The following is a 21,618-nucleotide window of genomic DNA, read 5'->3' as shown; positions in this document are numbered from 1 at the left end:
CGTTGTCACCCTATAAAGCAGGGCGAATCCGCGCCCTCCGGACAGAGGAAACCCGCCATGATCACCCGTCGCCACAGCCTTGCCCTTGGACTGGCCGCCCTTACGCTACCGATAAAGGCCGTGGCTGCCGACACGGGTATCCGGGGCCTTGGGGGGGCGGGTGATGCGCTGGGCGAAGGTCCCTACTGGTCGGCGGCACACAAGCGCCTTTTCTGGGTCAATATTTCAGGGCAGACCATCTACGCGCTCGATCCGCAGAGCGGCGATCTGAAGGCCTGGAAAACGCCCAAGCCCGTCTGCTTCCTCGCCGATCGCAAATCCGGCGGCCTGATTGCGGGCCTTAGCGACGGGGTCTATGGCTTCGATCCCAAGACCGGCGCCTTCACGCTTCTGGTTCAACCGGAAAAGCGCGACGATACGCGGCTGAACGACGGCAAGGTCGATGCCAAAGGCCGTCTGTGGACCGGCACCATGGACACCAAATGGAAGGAAAAGGTCGGGGCCTTCTATCGCATCGACGCCGATCTGAGCGTCACCAGGGTTGATGGTCCCTATCTGTGCGCCAATGGCCCGACCTTCAGCGCGGATGGCCGCACCCTGTGGCACACCGAAACCTACGACAAGGAGGTCTTTGCCTTCGATGTCGCACCCGATGGGGCACTGTCGAACAAGCGGCTTTTCGTAAAATTTGACGGCGATATGGGCGCGCCGGATGGCATGACCACGGATGCGCAGGGCGGCGTATGGATCGCCCATTATGGCGGCGGCCGCGTCAGCCGCTACACTCCGGAAGGCAAACTGGATTTCACTATTGCCCTGCCCGCCACCCAGATTACCAGCATGGCCTTCGGCGGCGCCAAACTCGACCACCTGTATATCAGCTCAGCGGCGCAGTTCCTGCCCGACACTGCGCCGGATAAGGCCGTGGCCGGGACACTGTTTGAAGTGTCGCCGGCCCGGCTGCGCGGGCACACCGGCCTGCCCGCGACGCCTTTTGCGGGTTAAACCTTAACCACTACCCCGCCCTGATCGGCGCTGCGGTACATGGCCTGAATCAGGCGGATGTCGCGCAGCCCCATCTCGCCCGGCGTGCGGTGCGGCGTATTGCTGCGCGCGGCCTGCGAAAAGCCGTCCACCTGCGCGGCGAACTGCGTGTAGGGCGGGGCCGCGCGCACCGGCGTACCGGGGTCCCAGCCGCGGTGCAGATTGGCGCGATTGTCGTAATAGTCCGATGCCGGGTCCATATTGATGGCAGCGCTGGCACCGAACACCTTGATGCGTGATCCGCCGGCGTAGCAGTAGGAGGACGAGCCCTGTGCGCTGAGCCCGGAGGGGAAGGTCATGCGCCAGTTCAGCCCGCCTTCGACGGTCTTAAAGCGCGGATCGTCCTTCGGATAGGCATAGACGGCCGACACCGTGTCGGGCATCTGATCGGCCAGCATCAGGGCACCGTTCAGCGCGTAGATGCCGATATCGTACATCGAACCGCCACCGGCCAGCGGCTTGTCCAGACGCCACTTCATCGGCGGGTATTGCGGGTCAGCATTGAACCCGGCATCGCCGGTGATATAGCGCAGGTCGCCCAGTTCACCCTGTTTGCAGCGGCGCTTCACCTCGATATTGAGCGGCTCGAAATGCACGCGATAGGCCACACCCAATTGCCGATTGGCCGCCTTCGCGGCGGCCACCATGGCCTCGCATTCCTCGACCGTCGAAGCCATCGGCTTTTCGCACAGGACGTGCTTGCCGGCCTTCAGGGCACGGATGGTATACTCGGCGTGCAGACCCACCGGCAGGACGATATAGACACAGTCGATGTCCTTGTCGGCGGCGATCTTGTCGAAATCGTCATAGCCATAGGTTTTGGCCACGCCATACCGCTCAGCCAGGTCCTTTGCCTTGGCCGGATTGCCGGAGACGAAGGCGGTCATGCGCGACTCATCGGCCTGAAGGAAGCCGGGAATCACCTGATTAATGGCGTAGCTGCCCAGACCGACCACGGCCCAGCCCAGACGCTTTTTGGGCGGCTCCGGCAGATCAACCCCGTTGGGCAGGGGCTGACCGGCGGCTTTGCCTGTTGTTTGAGCGGTGGCTGCGGCGGTAGCGGCGGCACTGGCGACCAGCGGCAGGCCTCCGGCACCTAGTAAAAGCTGTCGGCGATCCATCATGGGCGTTTTCCTCTGTTTGAACTTATGCAGTGGTCGCACTGTAAACCGGAATCCGGACAGGTGACAACGTTTACCCACGGCTTTTTTACCGAACAGGCCCAAGTCGTTTTTCTGAATTTTGTTCTTGTTATGTTCTTATTTGATGCTAATCTCAGGGCATGACGTCAAAGCCCCTCCCTGCCCTGCGCACCGAACGCATCACCGACGAGAACGCCCTGCCCGATCGGGTGCGCAAGGGACGCGGCGCGGTGTCGAACCGCCTGAGCGGCCGTTTCGATGCGCCCGATCGCTATGAAACTACCGACGGCTGGGAGAGCGAAGACCATCCTGATATCGAGCGTGTGCAGACCATCCTCGGCATAGACGCCGTGCGCAAGATCATCAGCTATAACGACTCGCCGGATGTAGGGTCGAGCCGCTCCATCAATCCGTACAAGGGGTGCGAGCTCATGCTGTATCTATTGTTTCGCCCGTCCGACCCACGCCTATCTGGACCTGTCGCCGGGACTGGATTTCGAAACCCGCATCTTTCGTAAACCCGACGCCCCCGAACGTCTGCGCGAAGAACTGTCGCACCCCAAATACCGCGCCGCGCCGCTGGCGCTCGGGATCAATACCGACGCCTATCAGCCGATTGAGCGCAGTGAACGCCTGACGCGACGCCTGCTGGAGGTGCTGTGGGAGTTTCGCCACCCGGTGCACATCGTCACCAAATCGGCCCTGATCCTGCGCGATCTGGATATTCTGGCCCCTATGGCGGCAGCCAATCTGTTTTCCGCCACCTTGTCGGTGACGACGCTTGACCGCCATATTGCGCGAGTGATGGAGCCGCGCGCCGCGACGCCTATGAAGCGTATCGAAACCATCCGCACGCTCAGTGCCGCCGGAATTCGGGTAAATGTACTGGCGGCCCCGCTGATCCCCGGCCTGACCTGTCATGAACTGGAAAACATCCTCAAGGCCGGTGCCGAGGCCGGTGCCATCCGCGGCGGCTATATTCCGGTGCGCCTGCCGCACGAGATCAAGCTGCTGTTCGAAGACTGGTTGCGGCTCAACTTTCCGGACCGCGCCGATCGCGTGCTTAATCGTATCCGGGCCCTGCGCGGCGGTAAGCTGAACGATCCCAATTTCAAGACGCGCATGACCGGCACGGGACTGGAGGCCGACCTGCTGAAACAGCGCTATGAGCTGGCGCTGCGGCGGTATGGGCTGGATGCGCCGCGCACACCCCTCAATTCGACGCAATTTCGTGGCGGTGACCCGCAGATGTGCCTATTTTAGGCTCCGAACAGCATCCGCGTCATGTTCCCGGCAATGAGGCGCAATTCGTCGGCCGATGCCCCGGCACGGGCGCGCACCCCCAGATTGGCGGTGATGCCGCCGATCATCTGGGCCAGCACCTTCGGGTCATGATGGGCAGCCAGACAGCCATAGGTCTGAGCATCGGTAAAGAAGCGCTCGAAACGCACATCGAACTCTTCGATGGTGTTTTGCAGCATTTCCAGAATCGACTCGTGCTGCGGCGCTTCGTTGAGCGCCGTACACATAAAGGCGCAGCCCAGCGGGTGTTCGCTCTGGCCGGTATAGGTGCCGATCATGATGTCGAAATAGCGCCCGACAATGGTGCTTAAGCTATCGCCCTGCCCGTTGCAGCTCAGCACCGTATCCAGTTGCTCGCTGATACGCTGACGATAATGCTGCATGGATTTGAGATAGAGCGCTTCCTTGTCGCCAAACCCGGCATAGAGGCTGGGGCGGTTGACGCCCGTGGCTTCGACCAGATCGTCGAGAGAGGTCGCCGCAAAGCCTTTTTGCCAGAACACATGCAGGGCCTTTTTCAGCACCAGATCGGGGTCATAGGCACGCGGACGCCCGCGCGGACGCTTGCAGCACGCGCTCGCCTCCAGCGCCTGATCCCCGCAGACATCGGGCAGACCCAGCGACACAGCGTCGGCCTCTACGGCCTCGCTCTTATGGATCAGCGTCTCGTAAGGCTGGTGCACCATGGCAACACGATTACTCCTTTTACTGCCCCATATGTAGCGTGTCCGCTCCCCTGCTGCCAGTCCCCGACACGCAGATGTCATATCTGCCGTCTTGACCTTAAGATTTCGCCCCCCCTTTCGCGACTGCTGACAGATTTTTGTACCAATTCGCACAAATATTTTTCCGAGCCTCTATTAATTTGCGAAACAGTACATAAATGGATGTCTGCGGCTCCGGTTCAAGGGCTGTTCCTGTGGCCGCTTCCCTTTCTTTTCCCTTTCTCCCCAAAGGTGACCCGCATGTTGACCCCGTCCGATCTTTACCGGCGCGCGCCGCGTCAGGCGCTCCTGACCGCCGCCGCCATCGCCACCCTGAGCGTGGGGGCCTTCGGTATCTACGCCCTGACCACAAAAGCCGACGCTCAGGCCACCGCCGCCGCCCCGCAGGCCATTCCCGTCAAGGTGGCGCTCATCGAAGAACAGACCGTCAGCGGCTGGGACTCCTTCTCCGGCCGTCTGGAAGCGGTCGAGCGCGTTGAAATCCGCTCGCGCGTCTCCGGTGCCGTAAAGGCCATCCATTTCCGTGAAGGCGCTTTCGTTCGGGAAGGCCAGCTTCTGGTGACCATCGACCCGGCCCCCTACGCCGCTGAGGTTGCCCGCGCCCGCGCACAGGTGCAGGCCGCCGAAGCGCGCCTGACGCTGGCGCGCTCTGAAAACAGCCGCGCGGAACGCCTGCTGACTGAGCGTGCCATCTCGCAATCCGAGGCCGAAACGCGCATCAATGCCTTGCGCAGCGCCGAAGCCGACCTCGCTGCCGCGCAGGCCGTTCTGCAATCGGCCAATCTCAACCTCTCCTACACGCAGGTTCGCGCCCCGGTGTCGGGCCGCGTGGGTAAGATTGAAATCACGCAGGGCAATCTGGTCGCCTCCGGCCCCGGTTCGGCCGTGCTGACGACCCTGGTGTCGGTCTCGCCCATCTATGCCAGCTTCGATGCCAATGAAGAGGTGATCAACCGCACGCTGGCCGATCTCAACGGGGCGGAATTTGGCAAGGTGCCGGTGAAGCTGGAGCTGGATAACGGTTCCGAACCGCTGAGCGGCCACCTGCAACTGATCGACAATCAGTTCGACAGCCAGTCAGGCACCGTGCGCGCCCGCGCCGTCTTCGCCAATACCGACGGCAAGCTGATCCCCGGTCAGTTTGTGCGCGTCAAGCTGGGGGAGGCCACGGCCAAGCCGGCCATACTGATCAACGAAGTGGCCATCGGCACCGATCAGTCCAAGCGCTTCGTCTATGTGGTGGGCAAGGGCAATGCGGTCGAATACCGCGAAGTCCAGTTGGGTGGCACGATTGACGGTCAGAAGGTAGTCACGGCGGGGCTAAAACCCGGTGATCGCGTGGTGATGTCGGGGCTTCAGGCCCTGCGGCCGGGTACGGTCGTCGCGCCGCAACTGATCGCCGCCCGTCCGGTCATCGACGCCACGCCCAAGCCGAACGCGTAAAAATCTCCTCCCTGTCGTGCAGCGATGGGGGGGTAACGCCCAAAGCCTGATTTCGTTGAAACCTTTGGCGTAATCCCCCTCCGTTTTTTGCCCCTTCGCGTCAAAATCCACCTCCCCATGCCTGCGGCACAGGGAGGAGGGCGTGCCTGCGCCGCAATCTTTTCCCGTCCGCCCATAAGGGGGCACTTATGAACCTCTCAAAATTCTTCATCGACAGGCCGATCTTCGCCGGTGTGCTGTCGCTGCTTATCGTGGTGTTCGGGCTCCTCAGCCTGCGCACCCTGCCTGTCTCCGAATACCCGGAAGTCGTGCCGCCGCAGGTGGTGGTGCGTGCCGTCTATCCGGGGGCAAGCCCCGCCGTCATCGCTGAAACCGTCGCCACCCCCATCGAAGAAGCCCTCACCGGCACCGAAGACATGATCTACATGTCCTCGGCCTCGACCTCCGACGGGCAGATGACCCTGACCCTCACCTTCAAGCTGGGCACCAATCCGGACCTGGCGCAGCAGATGGTGCAAAACCGCGTGTCGCAGGCCGAGGCCCGCCTGCCCTCAGACGTGCGGGCGCTGGGCGTCACCACGCAAAAAAGCCAGTCCTCCCTGCCGCTGGTTGTGCACCTCGTCTCGCCCAATGGCCGCTATGACGAAAACTATCTGCGCAACTACGCCCTGATCCACGTCAAGGACCGTCTGCAAAAGATCGAAGGCGTCGCCCCCATCCAGATGTTCGGCGGCGGCGAATATTCCATGCGGATCTGGCTTGACCCGCAAAAGGTCGCCGAACGCGGCCTGTCGGCATCGGACGTCGCCAATGCCGTGCGCGGCGAAAACGTGCAGGCCGCCGCCGGTATCGTCGGGGCCTCGCCCGGACAACCCGACATCACGCTCCAGATGTCGGTCAATGCACAGGGTCGCCTGAAAACCGAAGAGGACTTCCGCAACATCATTGTCCGCTCCGATAACGGCGCCGTCACCTATCTGGGCGATGTGGCCCGCGTTGAACTGGGGGCCGCTGACTATTCGCTGCGCTCGCTGCTGAACAATCAGAAGGCCGTTGGTATCCCGATCTTTGAACAGGCCGGGGCCAATTCGCTGAAGGTGTCTGCCGACGTCAAAAAGGCGATGGCCGAGCTTCAGAAGACCATGCCCGAAGGCGTCGAATACCGCATCGCCTACGACACCACGGAATATGTGCAGGAATCCATCGACTCGGTGATCCACACCCTGCTCGAAGCCATCCTGCTGGTGGTGATCGTCGTCATCGTCTTCCTTCAGACCTGGCGCGCCTCGATCATCCCGCTGCTGGCCGTGCCTGTGTCCGTTATCGGCACCTTCGCCGTGATGCACGCCTTTGGCTTCTCGATCAATGCCCTGACCCTGTTCGGCCTCGTTCTGGCCATCGGTATCGTCGTCGATGACGCCATCGTCGTCGTTGAAAACGTCGAACGCAATATCGAAGCCGGCAAATCGCCCAAGGAAGCCACCTATCAGGCCATGCGCGAAGTCTCCGGCCCGATCATCGCCATCGCACTGGTGCTGGTCGCGGTCTTCGTGCCGCTGGCCTTCATCACCGGCCTGTCGGGTCAGTTCTACCGTCAGTTCTCGCTGACCATCGCCATCTCAACCGTCATTTCGGCGATCAACTCGCTCACCCTGTCCCCGGCTCTGGCGGCGCTCCTGCTCAAGGACCACCACGCCAAAAAGGACGCCCTGACGCGCTTCATGGACCGCTGGCTGGGCGGCTTCTTCCGCCTGTTCAACCGTTTCTTCCACCGGTCGTCGGAAAACTACGGCAGGGGTCTGGGGGGCATTATTTCACGCAAGGCCCTGATGCTGGGCGTCTATGCGGTGCTGGTGCTGGCCACCCTGTTCATGTTCAGGACCGTCCCCACCGGCTTTATCCCGGCGCAGGACAAGCAGTATCTGGTCGGCATGGTGCAGCTTCCCGACGGGGCAACGCTCGACCGCACCGAAGCTGCCGCCCGCGCCATGACCGATATCGCCATGAAGCAAGAAGGCGTGAAGGACGCGCTTGCCTTCCCCGGCCTGTCGATCAACGGGTTTACCCTCGCCTCCAATTCGGCGGTAGTGTTTCTGGCGCTCGACTCGTTTGAGGAACGCGGCAAAAACCACCTCGATGCCGGCACCATCGCCGGTGCGCTGAACCAGAAGTTTCTGGGCATTGGCGACGCCTATGTCGTCGTCTTCCCACCGCCGCCGATCCTCGGCCTCGGCACCACGGGCGGCTTCAAGCTTCAGCTTCAGGATCGCGGTGCGCTTGGGCCCGAAGCGCTCGATCAGGCCACCAAGGCCTTTGTCGCCAAGGCCTATCAGACCAAGGAACTGGCCGGCGTTTTCTCCAACTATCAAATCAATGTGCCGCAGGTCTATGCCGACATTGATCGCGTCAAGGCCCGTCAGCTCGGCGTCAATGTGCAGGATGTCTTCGACACCATGCAGATCTATCTCGGCTCAATGTATGTCAACGACTTCAACAAGTTCGGCCGCACCTACTCCGTCCGTCTTCAGGCCGATGCGCCCTACCGCGCCCGCCCGGAAGACATCGGTCAGCTCAAGGTGCGCGCCAGCAGCGGCGAAATGATCCCCCTGTCGGCGCTTCTGAAGGTCGAACCGTCCTTCGGGCCGGTCAACGCCACCCGCTATAACGGCTATCTGGCCGCTGACATCAATGGCGGCCCCGCCCCCGGCTTCTCTTCGGGTCAAGCCGAAGCCGCCGCCGCCAAAATCGCCGCCGAAGTCCTGCCGCCGGGGATCGAGTACGAATGGACCGACCTGACCTATCAGCAGATTCTGGCGGGCGACTCCTCCGCCATCATCTTCCCGCTGGTCATCCTGCTCGTCTTCCTCGTGCTGGCGGCGCAGTATGAAAGTCTGGTCCTGCCGCTGTCGATCCTGCTGATCGTGCCGATGGGTCTGCTGGCCGCTATCACCGGCGTATGGGTTTCGGGCGGCGACAACAACATCTTCACCCAGATCGGCCTGTTCGTTCTGGTGGGGCTGTCGGCCAAAAACGCCATCCTGATCGTGGAATTTGCCCGCGAGCTGGAACTGGCCGGACACAGGCCGCTACAGGCCGCTATTGAGGCCAGCCGGTTGCGTCTGCGCCCGATCCTGATGACCTCCATCGCCTTCATCATGGGCGTCCTGCCTCTGGTTCTGGCGCATGGAGCCGGGTCAGAAATGCGTCACGCCATGGGTGTGGCCGTCTTCGCCGGCATGATCGGGGCCACCGTCTTCGGTCTGTTCCTGACGCCCGTCTTCTACGTCACCCTGCGCGCCCTGACCGGCAATCGCCCGCTCAAGGCCCATACCCACCCCGATGAGTCCGGCGACGAAGGGATCGACCCCGCGCCGAGCACCGCCACGCTGAACTCACATCCGGAGGCACATTAATGTCCCCATTTTTATCGCTCAAACGCCGCGGGGCTCCTCGCCCATCGAAGCGTGCTAACGCTTCGCTCTCTGAGCACAAAGCCTCGGGCGGCCAGTCGGCCTTGCCAAAGCGTGACGGGTCACGCTTTGGAGTCATCCCTCTTACCTTTGCGGCCCTTCTCCTGACGGGGTGCGCTACCGCCCCCCTGACGCAGGACGCGGGCCTCACCCCGCCCGCGGCCTTCAAGGCCCCGGCCACAACCGAGACCACCGCGCCACCTCTGGCCCAGAAGGCCGACGCCTTCTGGCTGATCTTCGGTGACCCGGTGCTCGACGATCTCGAAGCGCGCGCCATGACCCGCAATACAGACGTGGCCATCGCCGCCGCCCGCGTGCAGCAGGCCCGCGCCCTGATCCGTCAGGCCCGTGCCGTGCAGCTGCCGCAGGTCAGCGCCGGACTGCAATCGTCGCGCGCCTCGCAAACGGGCCAGTCGCCCAAGGCCTCGACCCTGCACGCGGCCGGCCTCGACCTCGGCTATGAGGTCGATCTGTCCGGCCGTCTGTCGAAGGCGACACAGGCGGCGACGCTCGACGCCTCTGCCGCCGAAGACACTGCGAAATGGGCGCAACTGCTGGTTCAGGGCGCGGTGGCTGAGACCTATTTCGCCCTGCGCGCCCTCGATGAAGACCGCGCCATCGTGACCGAAACGCTGGAGGCCTATCAGGGCACGCTCAGCGTCACGCAAAACCGCTATGCGGCCGGTGATATCGCCGAACTGGACGTGGTGCGGCTGCAAACCGAGGTCGCAACAACCGAGGCCGAGCTGAAGGCGCTCAATCGTCAGCGGGCGCAGGTCGAAAACGCCCTGAGCCTGCTGGTCGGTGACCTGCCTTCGACCTTCCGCGTCGAAAGCAAAGCGTGGGAAGCACAGCCCTGGGCCGGGGCCGGGCCGCTGATCCCGGCGGGGCTGCCGTCTGAGCTTCTGACGCGCCGCCCGGACGTCACCGCCGCCGAAAAGGCCATGCAGGCCGCCCAGAAGCGCGTCGGCATCGCCAGGGCCGCGTGGTTCCCGCGCCTCAGCCTGACCGCCTCTGCCGGGGGCACGTCGAACGAGCTGTCGGACATTTTCTCCGAAGGGGCACGCAACTGGTCGCTCACCGCCATTGTGGCGCAGGCGATTTTCGACGGCGGCCAGCGCAAGGCCGGCGTCGAGCTGGCGCAGGGTGATCTGGCCATTGCCTTTGCGCAGTATCGTCAGTCGGTTCTGGTGGCCTTTGGCGACGTCGAAAACGCCCTGTCGGACATAGACGGCCTGACCGGCGAAGCCGAGACCCAAGCCACGGCTCTGGCGGCGGCGCGCCGGGCGCTCGACCTGTCGCAGGCGCGCTACAAACACGGCTATGTGTCGCAGCTTGAAGTGCTGGATGCCCAGCGCTCCTATCTGCGCATCCGCCGTCAGGATCTTCAGGTGCGCGCCCAGCAATATCAGGCAACCGTGCGCCTCATCCGCGCTTTGGGTGGCGACTGGACCGTGTAAACCGGGCTCTTCATGACTCTGACGCCTGCCGACCCGCTCGGCAGGCGTTTTTTTGTGCGCGATAACGCTTGGAATTGAACGTATTTGCTCTATAAGTCAGACAAATAACCAAAGGGAAACGTCCGATGAAAATGCGCCTCAGCCTCGCCCTTATAGCTCTGTCGCTGGCGGGCTGCGCCGCCCTGCCCCACACCGAGGCGTCGTCCATAGCGCCGAAGCCCCTCTACCGCGACCCGGTCTATGATGGGGCAGCCGATGTGTCGATCATCTACGACCGCGCGGCCAGGGACTGGAAGATGTTCTACACCAACCGCCGCGCCACGCTGAAAACGCCCGATGGCGACGTATCGTGGGTGCATGGCACGCCCATTGGGGTAGCGACCTCGAAAGACGGCGTGAACTGGGCCTATCAGGGCATGGCCGATATCCCGCTGTCATGCACGGGCGAAACCCTGTGGGCGCCGGAAGTCTATGCCGATAACGGCACCTATCACATGTGGCTGACGGTTGTTCCGGGCGTTTTCAAGGACTGGAAGGCCGGGCGCTTCATCGTCCACCTGACCAGCCCGGACCTGAAACACTGGACCTGCGGTGAGCGGCTGGAACTGGGAACCGACCGAGCGATTGATGCCAGCGTCATCCAGAAGGACGGCCTCTATCGCCTGTGGTTCAAGGACGAGCGCAAGGGCAGCCGCCTGTTTGTGCTGCAAAGCCCGGACCTCAAATCATGGGTGCGTCAGCCCGATCCGGTCATCGACACCAATGCCGAAGGGCCCAAGGTGTTCCAGTTCGGCGGCCACTACTGGCTGATCGCCGATGTGTGGAAGGGGCTGATGGTCCTGCGTTCGGACGATCTGAAGACCTGGACGCCACAACCCAACCGCCTGCTGGAACAGCCGGGCACGCAGGCGACTGATAATGAAAAGGGCCAGCATCCCGACGTGGTGGTCAACAATGGCCGCGCCCTGATCTACTACTTCGTGCATCAGTATAAGGCCCCGGAAGCCGCGACCAACCCCAAATACGGTCAGCGCACCGTCATTCAGGTCGCCGAACTGAAGATCGGCCCCGATGGCTGGCTGACGGTCGATCGCAATGCGCCGGTCGATGCGCGGCTGACGCCGCCGAAATAGTCAGACCGCCCGCGCCAGTACGTTGCGGATCGAAAAGCTGGAATGGATGCGCTGCACACCGGGGAGCTTCGACAGCACCTCGGTGTGGATACGCTCAAATTCGCGGGCGTCGGCAATATCGACGCGCAGCACATAGTCGGCGTCCCCGGTCATCAGCAGACACTCGCGGATTTCCGGATAGCGGCGCACCGCTGCCTCAAAGCGCCTGAGCGTCCCCTCGCTCTGTCGCTCCAGCGAGATGCGGATAATGACGGCGATAGACTCGCCTTCGACCTCTTCGCCGATCAGGGCGGTATAGCCGCGGATGACACCGCTTTTTTCCAACAACTGAATGCGCCGCAGGCAGGCCGAAGGCGACAGGCCCACCTCGGCGGCCAGTCGGGCATTGCTCATTCTCGCATTGAGCCGGAGAAGCCGGATCAGGCTGCGGTCCACCGCATCGAGAGGGCGCATGACAGATTCTTTCGAAAAGCGAACAATTGTTGCGACATATGACACATATATGAACTAATCACGTCAAATAGCACGAACATTCGACGATCCTTGCGTTAATCTTGTCTCTATTGGCGGAAAGAGGGCGGCATGGATCAGGTTCTGGCGAATGAGGCTTTGGCAAACGGCGCAGGCGGCATTCTGCGCGTCAATCTCGGCGCTCTGAAAGCCAACTATCTTAAACTCTGCCAGCTGGCGGCGCCTACCCCGGTCAGCGCCGTTGTCAAGGCCGATGCCTATGGTCTGGGCGTCGCAGCGGTGACAGACACCCTTTACGCCGCCGGTTGCCGCCATTTCTTCGTGGCCCTGACGCGCGAAGCGCTCGATCTGCGCCCGCATCTGCCCGCTGATGCTGCGCTCTATGTGCTGAACGGACTGACGCCGAGCAGCGAAGACCGCGCTGCCGAAGCCGGGCTGATCCCTGTACTGAACTGCCCCGAACAGCTCGACGCCTGGGCCAATGTAGCGCGCCAGATGGGGCAGACCCTACCCGCCCTGCTACAGGTCGATACCGGCATGTCGCGTCTGGGTTTCATGCCCGAAGACCTTAAGGCGCTGGCCCACACACCGGAGCGTCTTGAGGGCGTGCGCATTGACTATCTGATGAGTCATCTGGCCTGCGCCGATGAGCCCGCCAGTCCGGCCAATGGCCAGCAACTGGAAGCCTTTGAGTTAGCCTCGCGCCTGTTTCCCGACACGCCCCTGTGCTTTGCCAATTCCGGCGGGCTGTTTCTGGGGGCGGAATACCACGCCGATCTGTGCCGTCCCGGTATTGCCCAGTACGGGGCCGCGCCGCACCTTGAGCGACCCAATCCGATGCAGCCGGTCATTGCGCTCGATCTGGCCGTCATCCAGACCCGCAGCGTCCCCGCCGGGACGCGCATCGGCTATGGCGGCACGGTGGTGACCGACGCGCCCAAGCGTCTGGCCACGCTATCCGCGGGCTATGCCGACGGCCTGCCGCGCCGGTTGGGCGATCAGGGCGCGGTCTATTTCAAGGGCGTGCGCCTGCCCTTTATCGGCCGCGTGTCGATGGACTCGATCATTATCGACATCGACGCCCTGCCCGAAGGCGCGCTGAAGGCCGGTGATTTTGTCGAGCTTATCGGTCCGCATCAGTCGCTGGACGATGTGGCAGCCGCCGCCGGCACCATCGCCTACGAAATCCTGACCCAGTTGGGTCCGCGGTATCACCGTCACCTCATCGCAGCGGAGGGCTGAGGCATGAAGATCGTCGTTCTGGGGGCCGGGGTCATCGGCGTCACCTCGGCCTGGTATCTGCGTCAGGCCGGGCATGAGGTGACGGTCATCGACCGTCAGCCCGGCCCGGCGCTGGAAACCTCGTTTGCCAATGCCGGAGAAATTTCGCCCGGCTATTCTTCGCCGTGGGCAGCACCCGGTATCCCGCAAAAGGCGCTGCGCTGGCTGTTCATGAACCACGCGCCGCTGATCATCCGCCCCAATCTCGACCCGCAGGCCGTGCGCTGGATGTGGCAGATGCTGATGAACTGCAATAGCGCGAGTTATAAGCGCAACAAGGGCCGGATGGTGCGCGTCGCCGAATACAGCCGCGACTGCCTGATGGCGCTGCGGCAGGACATTGGCATCCGCTATGATGAACGCACGCAAGGCACGCTGGAAGTCTTTCGCACGCAAAAGCAGATCGACGGCCTCACCAAGGATATTCAGGTGCTGAAAGACGGCGGCGTGCCGTTTGAACTGCTCGATACCGACGGCTGCGTTGCCGCCGAACCGGGGCTTACGGCCTCACGTCACAAGATCGTCGGGGGCCTGCGTCTGCCCAATGATGAAACGGGTGATTGTTTCAAATTTACCAATGCCTTGTCTGAAAAAGCTGAGGCGGCGGGTGTGGTGGTCCGCTACGGTGTCGATCTGCGCGGACTGGTCCGCGAGGGCGAGCGCATAAAGGCGGTGCAGACCGCCGATGGCGATATCGAAGCCGATCTGTTTGTGGCGGCGCTGGGCAGCTATACGCCCGCCTTCCTGCAACCGCTGGGTCTGGACGTGCCGGTTTATCCGGTCAAGGGCTATTCCCTGACCCTGTCCATCATTGATGAACACCGCGCCCCTCTGTCCACCGTGATGGATGAAGCGCATAAGGTGGCCATCACGCGCCTCGGCACGCGCATCCGCGTCGGCGGCATGGCCGAGATTGCTGGTTTTTCAAAAGACCTGCCCGAAGCCCGCCTCAACACGCTGAAATACGTCGTCGAAGACCTGTTTGGCGGCGCAGGCGACCTCAATCACCCGAACCTGTGGTCGGGCCTGCGCCCGATGACACCCGACGGCACGCCGATTATCGGCCCGACGCGCTATGGCAATCTGTGGCTCAATACCGGCCACGGCACCTTGGGCTGGACCATGTCGTGCGGTTCGGGCAAGGTGCTGGCGGACCTGATCAGCGGCCAGATCCCGGACATTGAAACGGGCGATCTCAGTCTTAAGCGTTACGCCGCCTGAGCTTCGGTGCGAGTGCCGGTGCGGTTAAATTAGGTGTTACGGTATAACCCGGATTGCCAAGTTCAAATTATACGGTATACATTTTGACATTGCCACGCCTCACAGAGTGATCTCATGAAAGCCCTTTTGCGCGCCACCGCCCTGTCTGTCATTCTCGCCACCTCCGCCCTGCCTGTCTGCGCCGAGGTCGATCCGGCCGTTCAGGCGAAGTTCGCGACGATCTACAAGACCGAATGGGAATGGCGCGGCAAGCAGTCGGCGGCCAATGAAGACACGCCCGCCGATCAGCGCGGGGGCGGCCTGCCCGACGTCTCAAAGGCGGCTCAGGACAAAAAACTGGCTTACTGGCAGACTGTGCTTAAGCAACTGGATGCCATCGACATCAGCAAGTTGTCAGAAAAGGACGCTGACAATTATCGCGTCTATCGCTTTCAGATTGAAACCCTGATCAATGCTCAGCTCTATAAGCTCTATGAGCGCCCAGTGGCAGGTGATACCTCCTTCTGGTCTGATCTGGGTTATATTGCGAGCGGCACCTTCCGCAGCGAGGCCGATTATCGCAACTATATCAAGACGCTGGGCGACATGCCGCGCTATTTCGGTCAGAATATCGACAATATGCGCTCTGGCCTCAAGCGGGGTTTCACCCTGCCGCGCGTCTCGCTGCAAGGCCGCGATGTCTCGCTGACGCAGGTGATCGAGGCCAAAGGTGAAGCCAACCCCTTCTATAAGCCGTTCAAGGACTTCCCGGCGACTATTCCTGCCGACAAACAGGCCGAACTGAAAAAACTCGGCCTTGAGGCCATCCAGAAAAGCGTCATTCCGGCGCACCAGAGCGTGCTGACCTTCCTCAATGGCGAATATACGCCCAAGGCGACGACCTCCATCGCCGCTATCGACCTGCCGGATGGCCGCAACTTCTATCAGGCTCAGATCTACGAATACACCACCCTCACCCTGACGCCGGACCAGATTCATCAGATCGGTCTGGACGAGGTCGCCAAGATTCGTGGCGAAATGGACGCGGTGATGAAAGAGGTCGGGTTCAAGGGCGATCTCAAGGCCTTCCTGACCTTCCTGCGCACCGATCCGCAATTCTATGCCAAGACGCCGCAGGAACTGCTCGACCGTTCGGCCTGGGCCGCCAAGATGTTCGACGGCAAGGCTGGTGACTATTTCGGTCGCCTGCCGCGCATGCGCTTTGCCATCATCCCCGTGGCTCCGGAAATCGCCCCCTTCTACACCAGCGGACGCGGCGGACCCGGCGGCTACTGGGTCAATACCTATAACCTGCCGTCGCGCCCGCTTTATTCGGTCATGGCGCTGACCTTGCACGAATCGGCGCCCGGCCACGCCTTCCAGATGCCACTGGCCATGGAAAACAAGGGCCTGCCGCCCTTCCGTCAAAATGGCTACATCTCGGCCTATGGCGAAGGCTGGGCGCTCTATTCTGAACGTCTGGGCGTCGAGATGGGCATGTATCAGACACCCTATGAGCGCTTTGGCATGCTGAGCTATCAGATGTGGCGTGCGGCGCGTCTGGTGGTCGATACCGGGATGCACGCCAAGGGCTGGACGCGCGATCAGGCGCTCGATTTCCTGCGTGAAAACACCGCCCTGTCCGAGCATGAAATCACCACCGAGGTCGATCGCTACATCGCCTGGCCGGGTCAGGCGCTGAGCTACTATCTGGGCGAAATGGCCATCTGGAAGGCCCGCGCCAAGGCCGAAGCGGCGCTCGGTGAGAAGTTCGATATCCGCGCCTTCCATGACACGGTTCTGGAACTAGGCTCTGTGCCCCTGCCGGTGATGGAACAGGCCGTGGACCGCTTTATCGCGCGCGGCGGCACAAGTCCGTACAAGGATGAATAATTAGTCCGGTGGCGGATTAATCATTTAGCCATCCTTGGCCACGCCTTCGATCAGCGGCACAAAGCGCACCTCGCCGAGGTCTTCCACCTCATAGGCTTCGGGGGTGCGCGTATAGCGCAGCAGGCGCTGCACCGACCCGCGCCCCTGTGGTGCGACCATGATCCCCTTGACCTTGAGCTGCGCCAGAAGGGGTAGTGGTTCGTCAGGAAGCGCCGCAGTGACAAGGATGCGGTCAAACGGCGCCTGCTCCGGCCAGCCGTCCCAGCCATCGGCAAAGCGATAGATGATGTTCTCCATCATCAGCCGCTTATGGCGGATTTCGGCCTCCAGCATCAGGGAGCGATAACGCTCGATCGTATAGACGTAACGGCACAGGCGCGACAGGATCGCCGTCTGATAGCCAGAGCCTGTGCCAATTTCCAGCACACGATGGCGACCTTCCAGCTTGAGGGCCTGCGTCATCAGGGCGACGATATAGGGCTGCGAAATGGTCTGGCCCGCGGCGATGGGGATGGCGGAATCCTCCCACGAGCGGTCAAGGAACAGTTCCGGCACGAACAGGTCGCGCGGGGTGTACTCCATAGCGTGCAGCAGCTTTTCGTCCTGAATACCCTGTGCTTTCAGGCTGGCCAGCAGGCGCTCGATGCGGGTTTCCGGCAGGGCCTCGCTCATCGACCGGTCTCCTTGAGGTCGGGGGTACGGATACGCTTCGGGGCCGCGCCACCGAAAACGCCTTTATAGGCGTGCAGCGTCTCGTAATGTGTCAGATCAAGATGCAGAGGCGTCACCGAAATGCGGTTTTCGGCGACGGCTTTGAGATCGGTGCCATCGACCAGCTCGCAGTCATGACCGTGAAAATCGAGCCAGTAATAGGGCCGGCCGCGCGGATCGACGCGCTTGACGGCGTGCAGATCATGCAGGTCGCGGAAGCCCTGCCGCGTCATTTCCACGCCCGTCACCGCCTCATCGTCGCAGTCGGGGAAATTGATATTGAAGATGAGGTTTTTCGCCCAACCCTTTGTTAAAAGGGATGAAATGACCGGCGCACCATAGGCCCTCGCCGCTTCCCACTGCGCTTCGACGTCCAGATCGAAGTCCAGACACTGCGACAGGGCAATCGACGGGATGCCGAGCGTCATCCCCTGCAAGGCCCCGGCCACCGTGCCGGACAGGGTCACATCCTGAGCGAGGTTAAAGCCGCGATTAACCCCCGACAGGACCAGATCAGGGGGTTCAGGCAACAGGTCATTGACGGCAATCTGAACGCAGTCAGTCGGCGTGCCGGTAACCGCAAAGGTGCGTTCATCCAGACGGTGCGCGCGCAGCGGGTCGTGCAGGGTGATCCCCCGTCCCTTGCCCGACTGCTCATAGAGCGGCGCACACACCCAGACGTCATCCGACAGTTGCGCCGCAATCTCACGCAGCACCATCATGCCATACGCTTCGACGCCGTCGTCATTGGTCAGGAGGATACGCATGGGACTCACCTTTCGCCCTCCGTACTAGAGCGCTCTTGGCGAACGCACAAGACATCCCCGTCAGGCGTGGCTCAAAACCGTCTTCAGGACCGATGATCCACAGACCACACGCTTCGGCAAAAATCCCCAGGCACGCGAGTCGCATATCAAGATTCTCCAATTTGACGAAAAACATGGTTAACGCCCGGGCGTGCGGTTAATGGCAACCGGCGTAACAGCGGCCGATAGTGCCGGGGGCCACTCAGTAAATGCCTTCCTTTCAGCCTTACACTTCCTGATTTTCAGACATTTCAAAACACAGCCGTCTGTCGAATATTTTAAAGGCTACAACCATGTCGGAATATGTTGGGTGGACGGATTACGCCGACGTGGCAAATACCCCTGCCGCCCTGTCCGCCTCTCTTCTGCGCCGCCGCCCCGATCCCGAGGCCCTGATCCTGCACCGGAAGCCTCAGAGCTGCCGGGTGGCGGATAGCCCCTATAAACGCTTTCTGGATATAGGGGTTGCGTTTCCGGTGCTGCTGTTCCTGCTGCCCGCCTTACTGATCCTCAGCCTGCTGATCAGGCTCGATTCCGCTGGTCCGGTTCTGTTCTGCCAACGCCGCACCGGCCTGAACGGGCGCGTGTTTAAAATCTACAAGTTCCGCACCATGCGGGTCGCAGAGGATGGCGCGCACGTGGTTCAGGCACAGCGCAACGATGCCCGCGTCACCCGCCTGGGCCGGTTTCTGCGCCGGACCAGCCTCGACGAACTGCCACAACTCGTGAATGTGCTGAAAGGCGACATGTCTCTGGTCGGGCCCCGCCCGCACGCCATCGCGCACGACAAAGCGTTTGCTTCACGCGTCCCCGGCTACACCGCCCGCTTTCGCGCGCGACCGGGCCTGACCGGGCTGGCGGCGATCCGTGGCTATCGCGGGGAAATCCACACACCCGCCTGCATCGAAAACCGCGTGAAGGCGGATAATGAATATATCCAGTCGTGGTCGATCCGCGACGATCTCGTTATCCTCATACGGACGGCACTGATAATCAGTCGCGATAAAAATGCCTATTGATCGGCGGCTTACGCCCATAGGCTGACATAAATGCCCGATATTTGCCGCTCAGATGCACGGAATGACCGCGCGGGCTTGCAGCTTTGACAGTGATCGGTCAGTAGGATGACGAACACCGATCTTCAGAATCAAACGTCAGGTCCGTCTGTCGGCGATTCCAGATTAACGTCTTTGATGTATCCCGGACGCGATGCCACCTCGGCGTCCGGGCGAGAGTGATAATATGAGAGTCTTTATTACCGGCACCGCAGGCTTTATCGGCTTCCACCTGGCGCAGCGCCTGCTGACCGAGGGCCATACGGTTCACGGCTATGACGGCATGACCGAATATTACGATGTGCGGTTAAAGCGCGCGCGCGTGGAACTGCTGAAGCGTGAGCCTCTCTACACACACACAGAGGCCATGCTGGAAAACATGGACGCGCTGATGACGGCGGCTGAGGCTTGTCAGCCGGAGATCATTATCCACCTCGCCGCGCAGGCGGGTGTACGCTACTCACTTGAACAGCCGCGTACCTACGTCAATACCAATGTGATCGGCTCTTTCAACATTCTGGAGATCGCCCGCCTGTACACGCCACAGCACCTGCTGCTGGCTTCGACCTCTTCTGTCTATGGCGCCAATGAGAAGGTGCCGTTCGAGGAAGTGGACAAGACGGATGAGCCGATGACCCTCTATGCCGCGACCAAAAAGTCGATGGAGGTGATGGCCCACTCCTATGCGCATCTGTGGAAGATACCGACGACAGCCTTCCGCTTCTTTACCGTCTATGGCCCCTACGGCCGTCCCGATATGGCGCTGTTTAAATTCGTTAATGCGGCCGACAGGAATGAAGCCATCGACGTTTACGGCATGGGACAACACGCGCGCGACTTTACCTATATCGACGATCTGGTCGAGGCGATTGTCCGGTTGATCCCGGTCATTCCTTCCGAAGACAATCGTGTGCCGGACGATCAGGCCCGTGACACCCTGTCCAGACTGGGGCCCTTCCGGGTGGTCAATCTGGGGGGCGGTCAGCCGGTGAGCCTGATGTCTTTCATCGACACCATCGAAGAGGCGCTGGAAACCCCGCTGAAGCGTAACATGCTGCCTATGCAAAAAGGCGATGTGCCGCGCACCTATGCCAGCACCCGCTTGCTTCAGGCCTTAACCGGCTTTCTGCCCGGCATGGGCATCAAACAGGGCGTTACAGCTTTTATTAACTGGTTCCGGGGGTATGACAGAAGGACCTGACAACCAACACATCCACGCCCCTAAAGCGGAATGATTTCAAATAGAAACATTCCGCTCAAGCCACCATTGAGGCGGCGGCCAAGGTGGCGGAGCCCGTACCCGGCGAGGGGCTAAACAAAAATCCAGATCATTATGTTTCTATCAGAAATCATAATGATCCAGGTGTTTGATCCCGGCCAATCCTGAGTCGTCAGGCGGAAGATGTCCTATGGCAAGCGGTCGTTACGGCAGCGCCCGTACCATTTTCTGGTAAAGCCCGTTATGCGCGCCGTCTTCCACAAAGCCCAGACGCCGGTAAAGGCTTTTCGCACGGTTATGGATGTCGACATGCAGGCTGAGCGTGCACCCGGCGGCGGCGGCATCGGCAGCCGTGGCGGTGATCAGGCCTGACCCCATGCCCATTCCCCGCCATTCCGGCAAAAAGGCAATGTCGATGATGCGCCAGTCTTTGACACCGCAGTAAAGGAAAAAACGACCGACCGGCCTTCTGGTCGCACCTGTGTCACGGATGATGATCCACTGTCGTGCACTCGGATAAGAAGTCGTGTAGCAGAGATCCTGCGCATCGAATTGCTGTCGCAGGAAGGCGGCCTTGACGGCTTCGGGCCAAGGCACGACGGCCATTTCCTCCGCGCGAACCGTCGCATAAAGTGCTCGCAGGAAATCCGTGTCTTTGTTCGCGCGAAGTCTCAGCCGGACATGCATTCGGCTGAGGCCTGTACTCAAGGGTGCGCTTATCGGCACGGCCGCGATCCATGGGACAAACCCCAGTATCTGGCGCTGCCAGCGGCGGAACGACAACGCTATGAGAACTGGTCACGGCTGCGCGATGAGTTGCGCCGCCGCCCGGCCACCCGTCTTGCAATGGCGTGGGATACATGAGGCACAGCCCCGTTCTGGCGATCATGCAGCCCTATTTCTTTCCCTATCTGGGCTATTGGCAGTTGATCGCAGCCAGCGATATTTTCGTCCTCAATGACGACGTGCAATATATCCGGCACGGCTGGATCAACCGCAACCGGATCCTGCGCCCGGACAATGGCTGGACCTATATGGTCGTCCCCCTGCACCGTTCGGCCTGTGACACACGCATCCGCGACATGCGCATAGATGATAGCCAGCCCTGGCGCGAACGCATCCGCGGCCAGCTTGCGGCCGCCTATCGCAAAGCACCGCACTTCCGTCTGGTCATGGAACTTGTTGATACAGCGCTGGACACACGTACATCCCACATCGCCGACCTCAACGCCGCCATCATCGTGCGGATTCCGACGATGCCGC

General features: G+C 61.6%; 19 protein-coding genes. 13 read left to right on the top strand and 6 right to left on the bottom strand.

The features are described from left to right. Nucleotides 1-57 precede the first annotated feature (57 nt). Entirely contained in the window at nucleotides 58-1,005 is a 948-nt protein-coding gene (locus tag ACK8OE_RS17315; protein ID WP_410273606.1) for an SMP-30/gluconolactonase/LRE family protein, read from the top strand. On the opposite strand, the gene ACK8OE_RS17310 is transcribed toward ACK8OE_RS17315, so the two are convergent. Continuing rightward, nucleotides 1,002-2,168, bottom strand: coding sequence for a Gfo/Idh/MocA family protein (locus tag ACK8OE_RS17310; protein WP_410273605.1), 1,167 nt, complete (start codon nucleotides 2,166-2,168; stop codon nucleotides 1,002-1,004). The genes ACK8OE_RS17315 and ACK8OE_RS17310 overlap by 4 nt on opposite strands. A gap of 158 nt (nucleotides 2,169-2,326) precedes the next feature. On the opposite strand from ACK8OE_RS17310, the gene ACK8OE_RS17305 reads away from it, so the two are divergent. Both ACK8OE_RS17305 and ACK8OE_RS17300 read left to right on the top strand, forming a co-directional pair. Continuing rightward, a complete protein-coding gene (locus ACK8OE_RS17305; RefSeq protein WP_410273604.1) occupies nucleotides 2,327-2,704 on the top strand; it encodes a hypothetical protein in 378 nt (125 codons plus the stop codon). Next, the gene (locus tag ACK8OE_RS17300) at nucleotides 2,595-3,449 is read left to right on the top strand and encodes a PA0069 family radical SAM protein (RefSeq protein WP_410273637.1); all 855 of its coding nucleotides are present in this window, start codon (nucleotides 2,595-2,597) and stop codon (nucleotides 3,447-3,449) included. The genes ACK8OE_RS17305 and ACK8OE_RS17300 overlap by 110 nt, the downstream gene beginning before the upstream one ends. Here the strand turns inward: ACK8OE_RS17300 and ACK8OE_RS17295 are convergent. Continuing rightward, complete coding sequence (locus ACK8OE_RS17295; RefSeq protein ID WP_410273603.1) at nucleotides 3,446-4,174, bottom strand: TetR/AcrR family transcriptional regulator; 729 nt, start codon at nucleotides 4,172-4,174, stop codon at nucleotides 3,446-3,448. The genes ACK8OE_RS17300 and ACK8OE_RS17295 overlap by 4 nt on opposite strands. A gap of 279 nt (nucleotides 4,175-4,453) precedes the next feature. Here ACK8OE_RS17295 and ACK8OE_RS17290 point away from each other — a divergent pair, with 279 nt between their 5' ends. The 4 genes from ACK8OE_RS17290 to ACK8OE_RS17275 all read left to right on the top strand — a co-directional run bounded on the left by ACK8OE_RS17290 (nucleotide 4,454) and on the right by ACK8OE_RS17275 (nucleotide 11,719). Continuing rightward, nucleotides 4,454-5,656: an efflux RND transporter periplasmic adaptor subunit gene (locus ACK8OE_RS17290; RefSeq protein WP_290795693.1), complete on the top strand. Its 1,203-nt coding sequence runs from the start codon at nucleotides 4,454-4,456 to the stop codon at nucleotides 5,654-5,656. A gap of 188 nt (nucleotides 5,657-5,844) precedes the next feature. Next, nucleotides 5,845-9,069, top strand: a complete 3,225-nt coding sequence (locus ACK8OE_RS17285) for an efflux RND transporter permease subunit (RefSeq protein WP_410273602.1) — start codon at nucleotides 5,845-5,847, stop codon at nucleotides 9,067-9,069. Continuing rightward, nucleotides 9,069-10,586, top strand: a complete 1,518-nt coding sequence (locus ACK8OE_RS17280) for an efflux transporter outer membrane subunit (RefSeq protein ID WP_410273601.1) — start codon at nucleotides 9,069-9,071, stop codon at nucleotides 10,584-10,586. Before ACK8OE_RS17285 ends, ACK8OE_RS17280 begins: the two co-directional genes overlap by 1 nt. Before the next feature lie 125 nt (nucleotides 10,587-10,711). Then, entirely contained in the window at nucleotides 10,712-11,719 is a 1,008-nt protein-coding gene (locus ACK8OE_RS17275; protein WP_410273600.1) for a family 43 glycosylhydrolase, read from the top strand. On the opposite strand, the gene ACK8OE_RS17270 is transcribed toward ACK8OE_RS17275, so the two are convergent. Continuing rightward, entirely contained in the window at nucleotides 11,720-12,172 is a 453-nt protein-coding gene (locus ACK8OE_RS17270; RefSeq protein WP_272740131.1) for an Lrp/AsnC family transcriptional regulator, read from the bottom strand. A gap of 129 nt (nucleotides 12,173-12,301) precedes the next feature. Between ACK8OE_RS17270 and alr the strand changes: the two genes are divergently transcribed. The 3 genes from alr to ACK8OE_RS17255 all read left to right on the top strand — a co-directional run bounded on the left by alr (nucleotide 12,302) and on the right by ACK8OE_RS17255 (nucleotide 16,564). After that, entirely contained in the window at nucleotides 12,302-13,432 is a 1,131-nt protein-coding gene (gene alr, locus ACK8OE_RS17265) for an alanine racemase (RefSeq protein ID WP_410273599.1), read from the top strand. 3 nt (nucleotides 13,433-13,435) lie between these two features. Then, nucleotides 13,436-14,692: a D-amino acid dehydrogenase gene (locus ACK8OE_RS17260; RefSeq protein ID WP_410273598.1), complete on the top strand. Its 1,257-nt coding sequence runs from the start codon at nucleotides 13,436-13,438 to the stop codon at nucleotides 14,690-14,692. A gap of 114 nt (nucleotides 14,693-14,806) precedes the next feature. Further along, nucleotides 14,807-16,564 carry a DUF885 domain-containing protein gene (locus tag ACK8OE_RS17255; protein ID WP_410273597.1) on the top strand — a complete coding sequence of 586 codons (1,758 nt, stop codon included), beginning with the start codon at nucleotides 14,807-14,809 and terminating at the stop codon, nucleotides 16,562-16,564. A 24-nt stretch (nucleotides 16,565-16,588) separates the two neighbouring features. Here ACK8OE_RS17255 and ACK8OE_RS17250 read toward each other — a convergent pair whose 3' ends face one another. Together ACK8OE_RS17250 and surE are read right to left on the bottom strand one after the other, a co-directional pair. After that, nucleotides 16,589-17,236 (bottom strand): protein-L-isoaspartate(D-aspartate) O-methyltransferase, encoded by a 648-nt coding sequence (locus ACK8OE_RS17250; RefSeq protein ID WP_410273596.1) that lies wholly within the window; start codon nucleotides 17,234-17,236, stop codon nucleotides 16,589-16,591. Then, entirely contained in the window at nucleotides 17,233-18,042 is an 810-nt protein-coding gene (surE, locus tag ACK8OE_RS17245; RefSeq protein WP_410273595.1) for a 5'/3'-nucleotidase SurE, read from the bottom strand. Before surE ends, ACK8OE_RS17250 begins: the two co-directional genes overlap by 4 nt. Nucleotides 18,043-18,374: 332 nt before the next feature. Here surE and ACK8OE_RS17240 point away from each other — a divergent pair, with 332 nt between their 5' ends. Beyond that, nucleotides 18,375-19,100 carry a sugar transferase gene (locus tag ACK8OE_RS17240; protein ID WP_410273594.1) on the top strand — a complete coding sequence of 242 codons (726 nt, stop codon included), beginning with the start codon at nucleotides 18,375-18,377 and terminating at the stop codon, nucleotides 19,098-19,100. Nucleotides 19,101-19,323: 223 nt separating this feature from the next. Beyond that, nucleotides 19,324-20,337 carry an NAD-dependent epimerase/dehydratase family protein gene (locus ACK8OE_RS17235; protein ID WP_290795666.1) on the top strand — a complete coding sequence of 338 codons (1,014 nt, stop codon included), beginning with the start codon at nucleotides 19,324-19,326 and terminating at the stop codon, nucleotides 20,335-20,337. 222 nt (nucleotides 20,338-20,559) lie between these two features. On the opposite strand, the gene ACK8OE_RS17230 is transcribed toward ACK8OE_RS17235, so the two are convergent. Further along, nucleotides 20,560-21,042 carry a GNAT family N-acetyltransferase gene (locus ACK8OE_RS17230; protein ID WP_410273593.1) on the bottom strand — a complete coding sequence of 161 codons (483 nt, stop codon included), beginning with the start codon at nucleotides 21,040-21,042 and terminating at the stop codon, nucleotides 20,560-20,562. Nucleotides 21,043-21,215: 173 nt separating this feature from the next. On the opposite strand from ACK8OE_RS17230, the gene ACK8OE_RS17225 reads away from it, so the two are divergent. Then, the coding region (locus tag ACK8OE_RS17225; RefSeq protein ID WP_410273592.1) for a WbqC family protein at nucleotides 21,216-21,618 on the top strand (403 nt) is incomplete at its 3' end.

The sequence above is a fragment of the Asticcacaulis sp. W401b genome (genome assembly GCF_046503825.1).
In the GTDB taxonomy this organism is placed as follows: Bacteria; Pseudomonadota; Alphaproteobacteria; order Caulobacterales; family Caulobacteraceae; genus Asticcacaulis.
This window is presented reverse-complemented; position numbering and strand designations above follow the sequence as displayed.

What these genes read in the sequence shown, in the direction of transcription:
- ACK8OE_RS17315 (WP_410273606.1), top strand. Translation starts at nt 58, where the DNA reads ATGATCACCCGTCGCCACAGCCTTGCCCTTGGACTGGCCGCCCTTACG.
- ACK8OE_RS17310 (WP_410273605.1), bottom strand. Translation starts at nt 2,168, where the DNA reads ATGATGGATCGCCGACAGCTTTTACTAGGTGCCGGAGGCCTGCCGCTG.
- ACK8OE_RS17305 (WP_410273604.1), top strand. Translation starts at nt 2,327, where the DNA reads ATGACGTCAAAGCCCCTCCCTGCCCTGCGCACCGAACGCATCACCGAC.
- ACK8OE_RS17295 (WP_410273603.1), bottom strand. Translation starts at nt 4,174, where the DNA reads ATGGTGCACCAGCCTTACGAGACGCTGATCCATAAGAGCGAGGCCGTA.
- ACK8OE_RS17290 (WP_290795693.1), top strand. Translation starts at nt 4,454, where the DNA reads ATGTTGACCCCGTCCGATCTTTACCGGCGCGCGCCGCGTCAGGCGCTC.
- ACK8OE_RS17285 (WP_410273602.1), top strand. Translation starts at nt 5,845, where the DNA reads ATGAACCTCTCAAAATTCTTCATCGACAGGCCGATCTTCGCCGGTGTG.
- ACK8OE_RS17280 (WP_410273601.1), top strand. Translation starts at nt 9,069, where the DNA reads ATGTCCCCATTTTTATCGCTCAAACGCCGCGGGGCTCCTCGCCCATCG.
- ACK8OE_RS17275 (WP_410273600.1), top strand. Translation starts at nt 10,712, where the DNA reads ATGAAAATGCGCCTCAGCCTCGCCCTTATAGCTCTGTCGCTGGCGGGC.
- ACK8OE_RS17270 (WP_272740131.1), bottom strand. Translation starts at nt 12,172, where the DNA reads ATGCGCCCTCTCGATGCGGTGGACCGCAGCCTGATCCGGCTTCTCCGG.
- alr (WP_410273599.1), top strand. Translation starts at nt 12,302, where the DNA reads ATGGATCAGGTTCTGGCGAATGAGGCTTTGGCAAACGGCGCAGGCGGC.
- ACK8OE_RS17260 (WP_410273598.1), top strand. Translation starts at nt 13,436, where the DNA reads ATGAAGATCGTCGTTCTGGGGGCCGGGGTCATCGGCGTCACCTCGGCC.
- ACK8OE_RS17255 (WP_410273597.1), top strand. Translation starts at nt 14,807, where the DNA reads ATGAAAGCCCTTTTGCGCGCCACCGCCCTGTCTGTCATTCTCGCCACC.
- ACK8OE_RS17250 (WP_410273596.1), bottom strand. Translation starts at nt 17,236, where the DNA reads ATGAGCGAGGCCCTGCCGGAAACCCGCATCGAGCGCCTGCTGGCCAGC.
- surE (WP_410273595.1), bottom strand. Translation starts at nt 18,042, where the DNA reads ATGCGTATCCTCCTGACCAATGACGACGGCGTCGAAGCGTATGGCATG.
- ACK8OE_RS17240 (WP_410273594.1), top strand. Translation starts at nt 18,375, where the DNA reads ATGTCGGAATATGTTGGGTGGACGGATTACGCCGACGTGGCAAATACC.
- ACK8OE_RS17235 (WP_290795666.1), top strand. Translation starts at nt 19,324, where the DNA reads ATGAGAGTCTTTATTACCGGCACCGCAGGCTTTATCGGCTTCCACCTG.
- ACK8OE_RS17230 (WP_410273593.1), bottom strand. Translation starts at nt 21,042, where the DNA reads ATGCATGTCCGGCTGAGACTTCGCGCGAACAAAGACACGGATTTCCTG.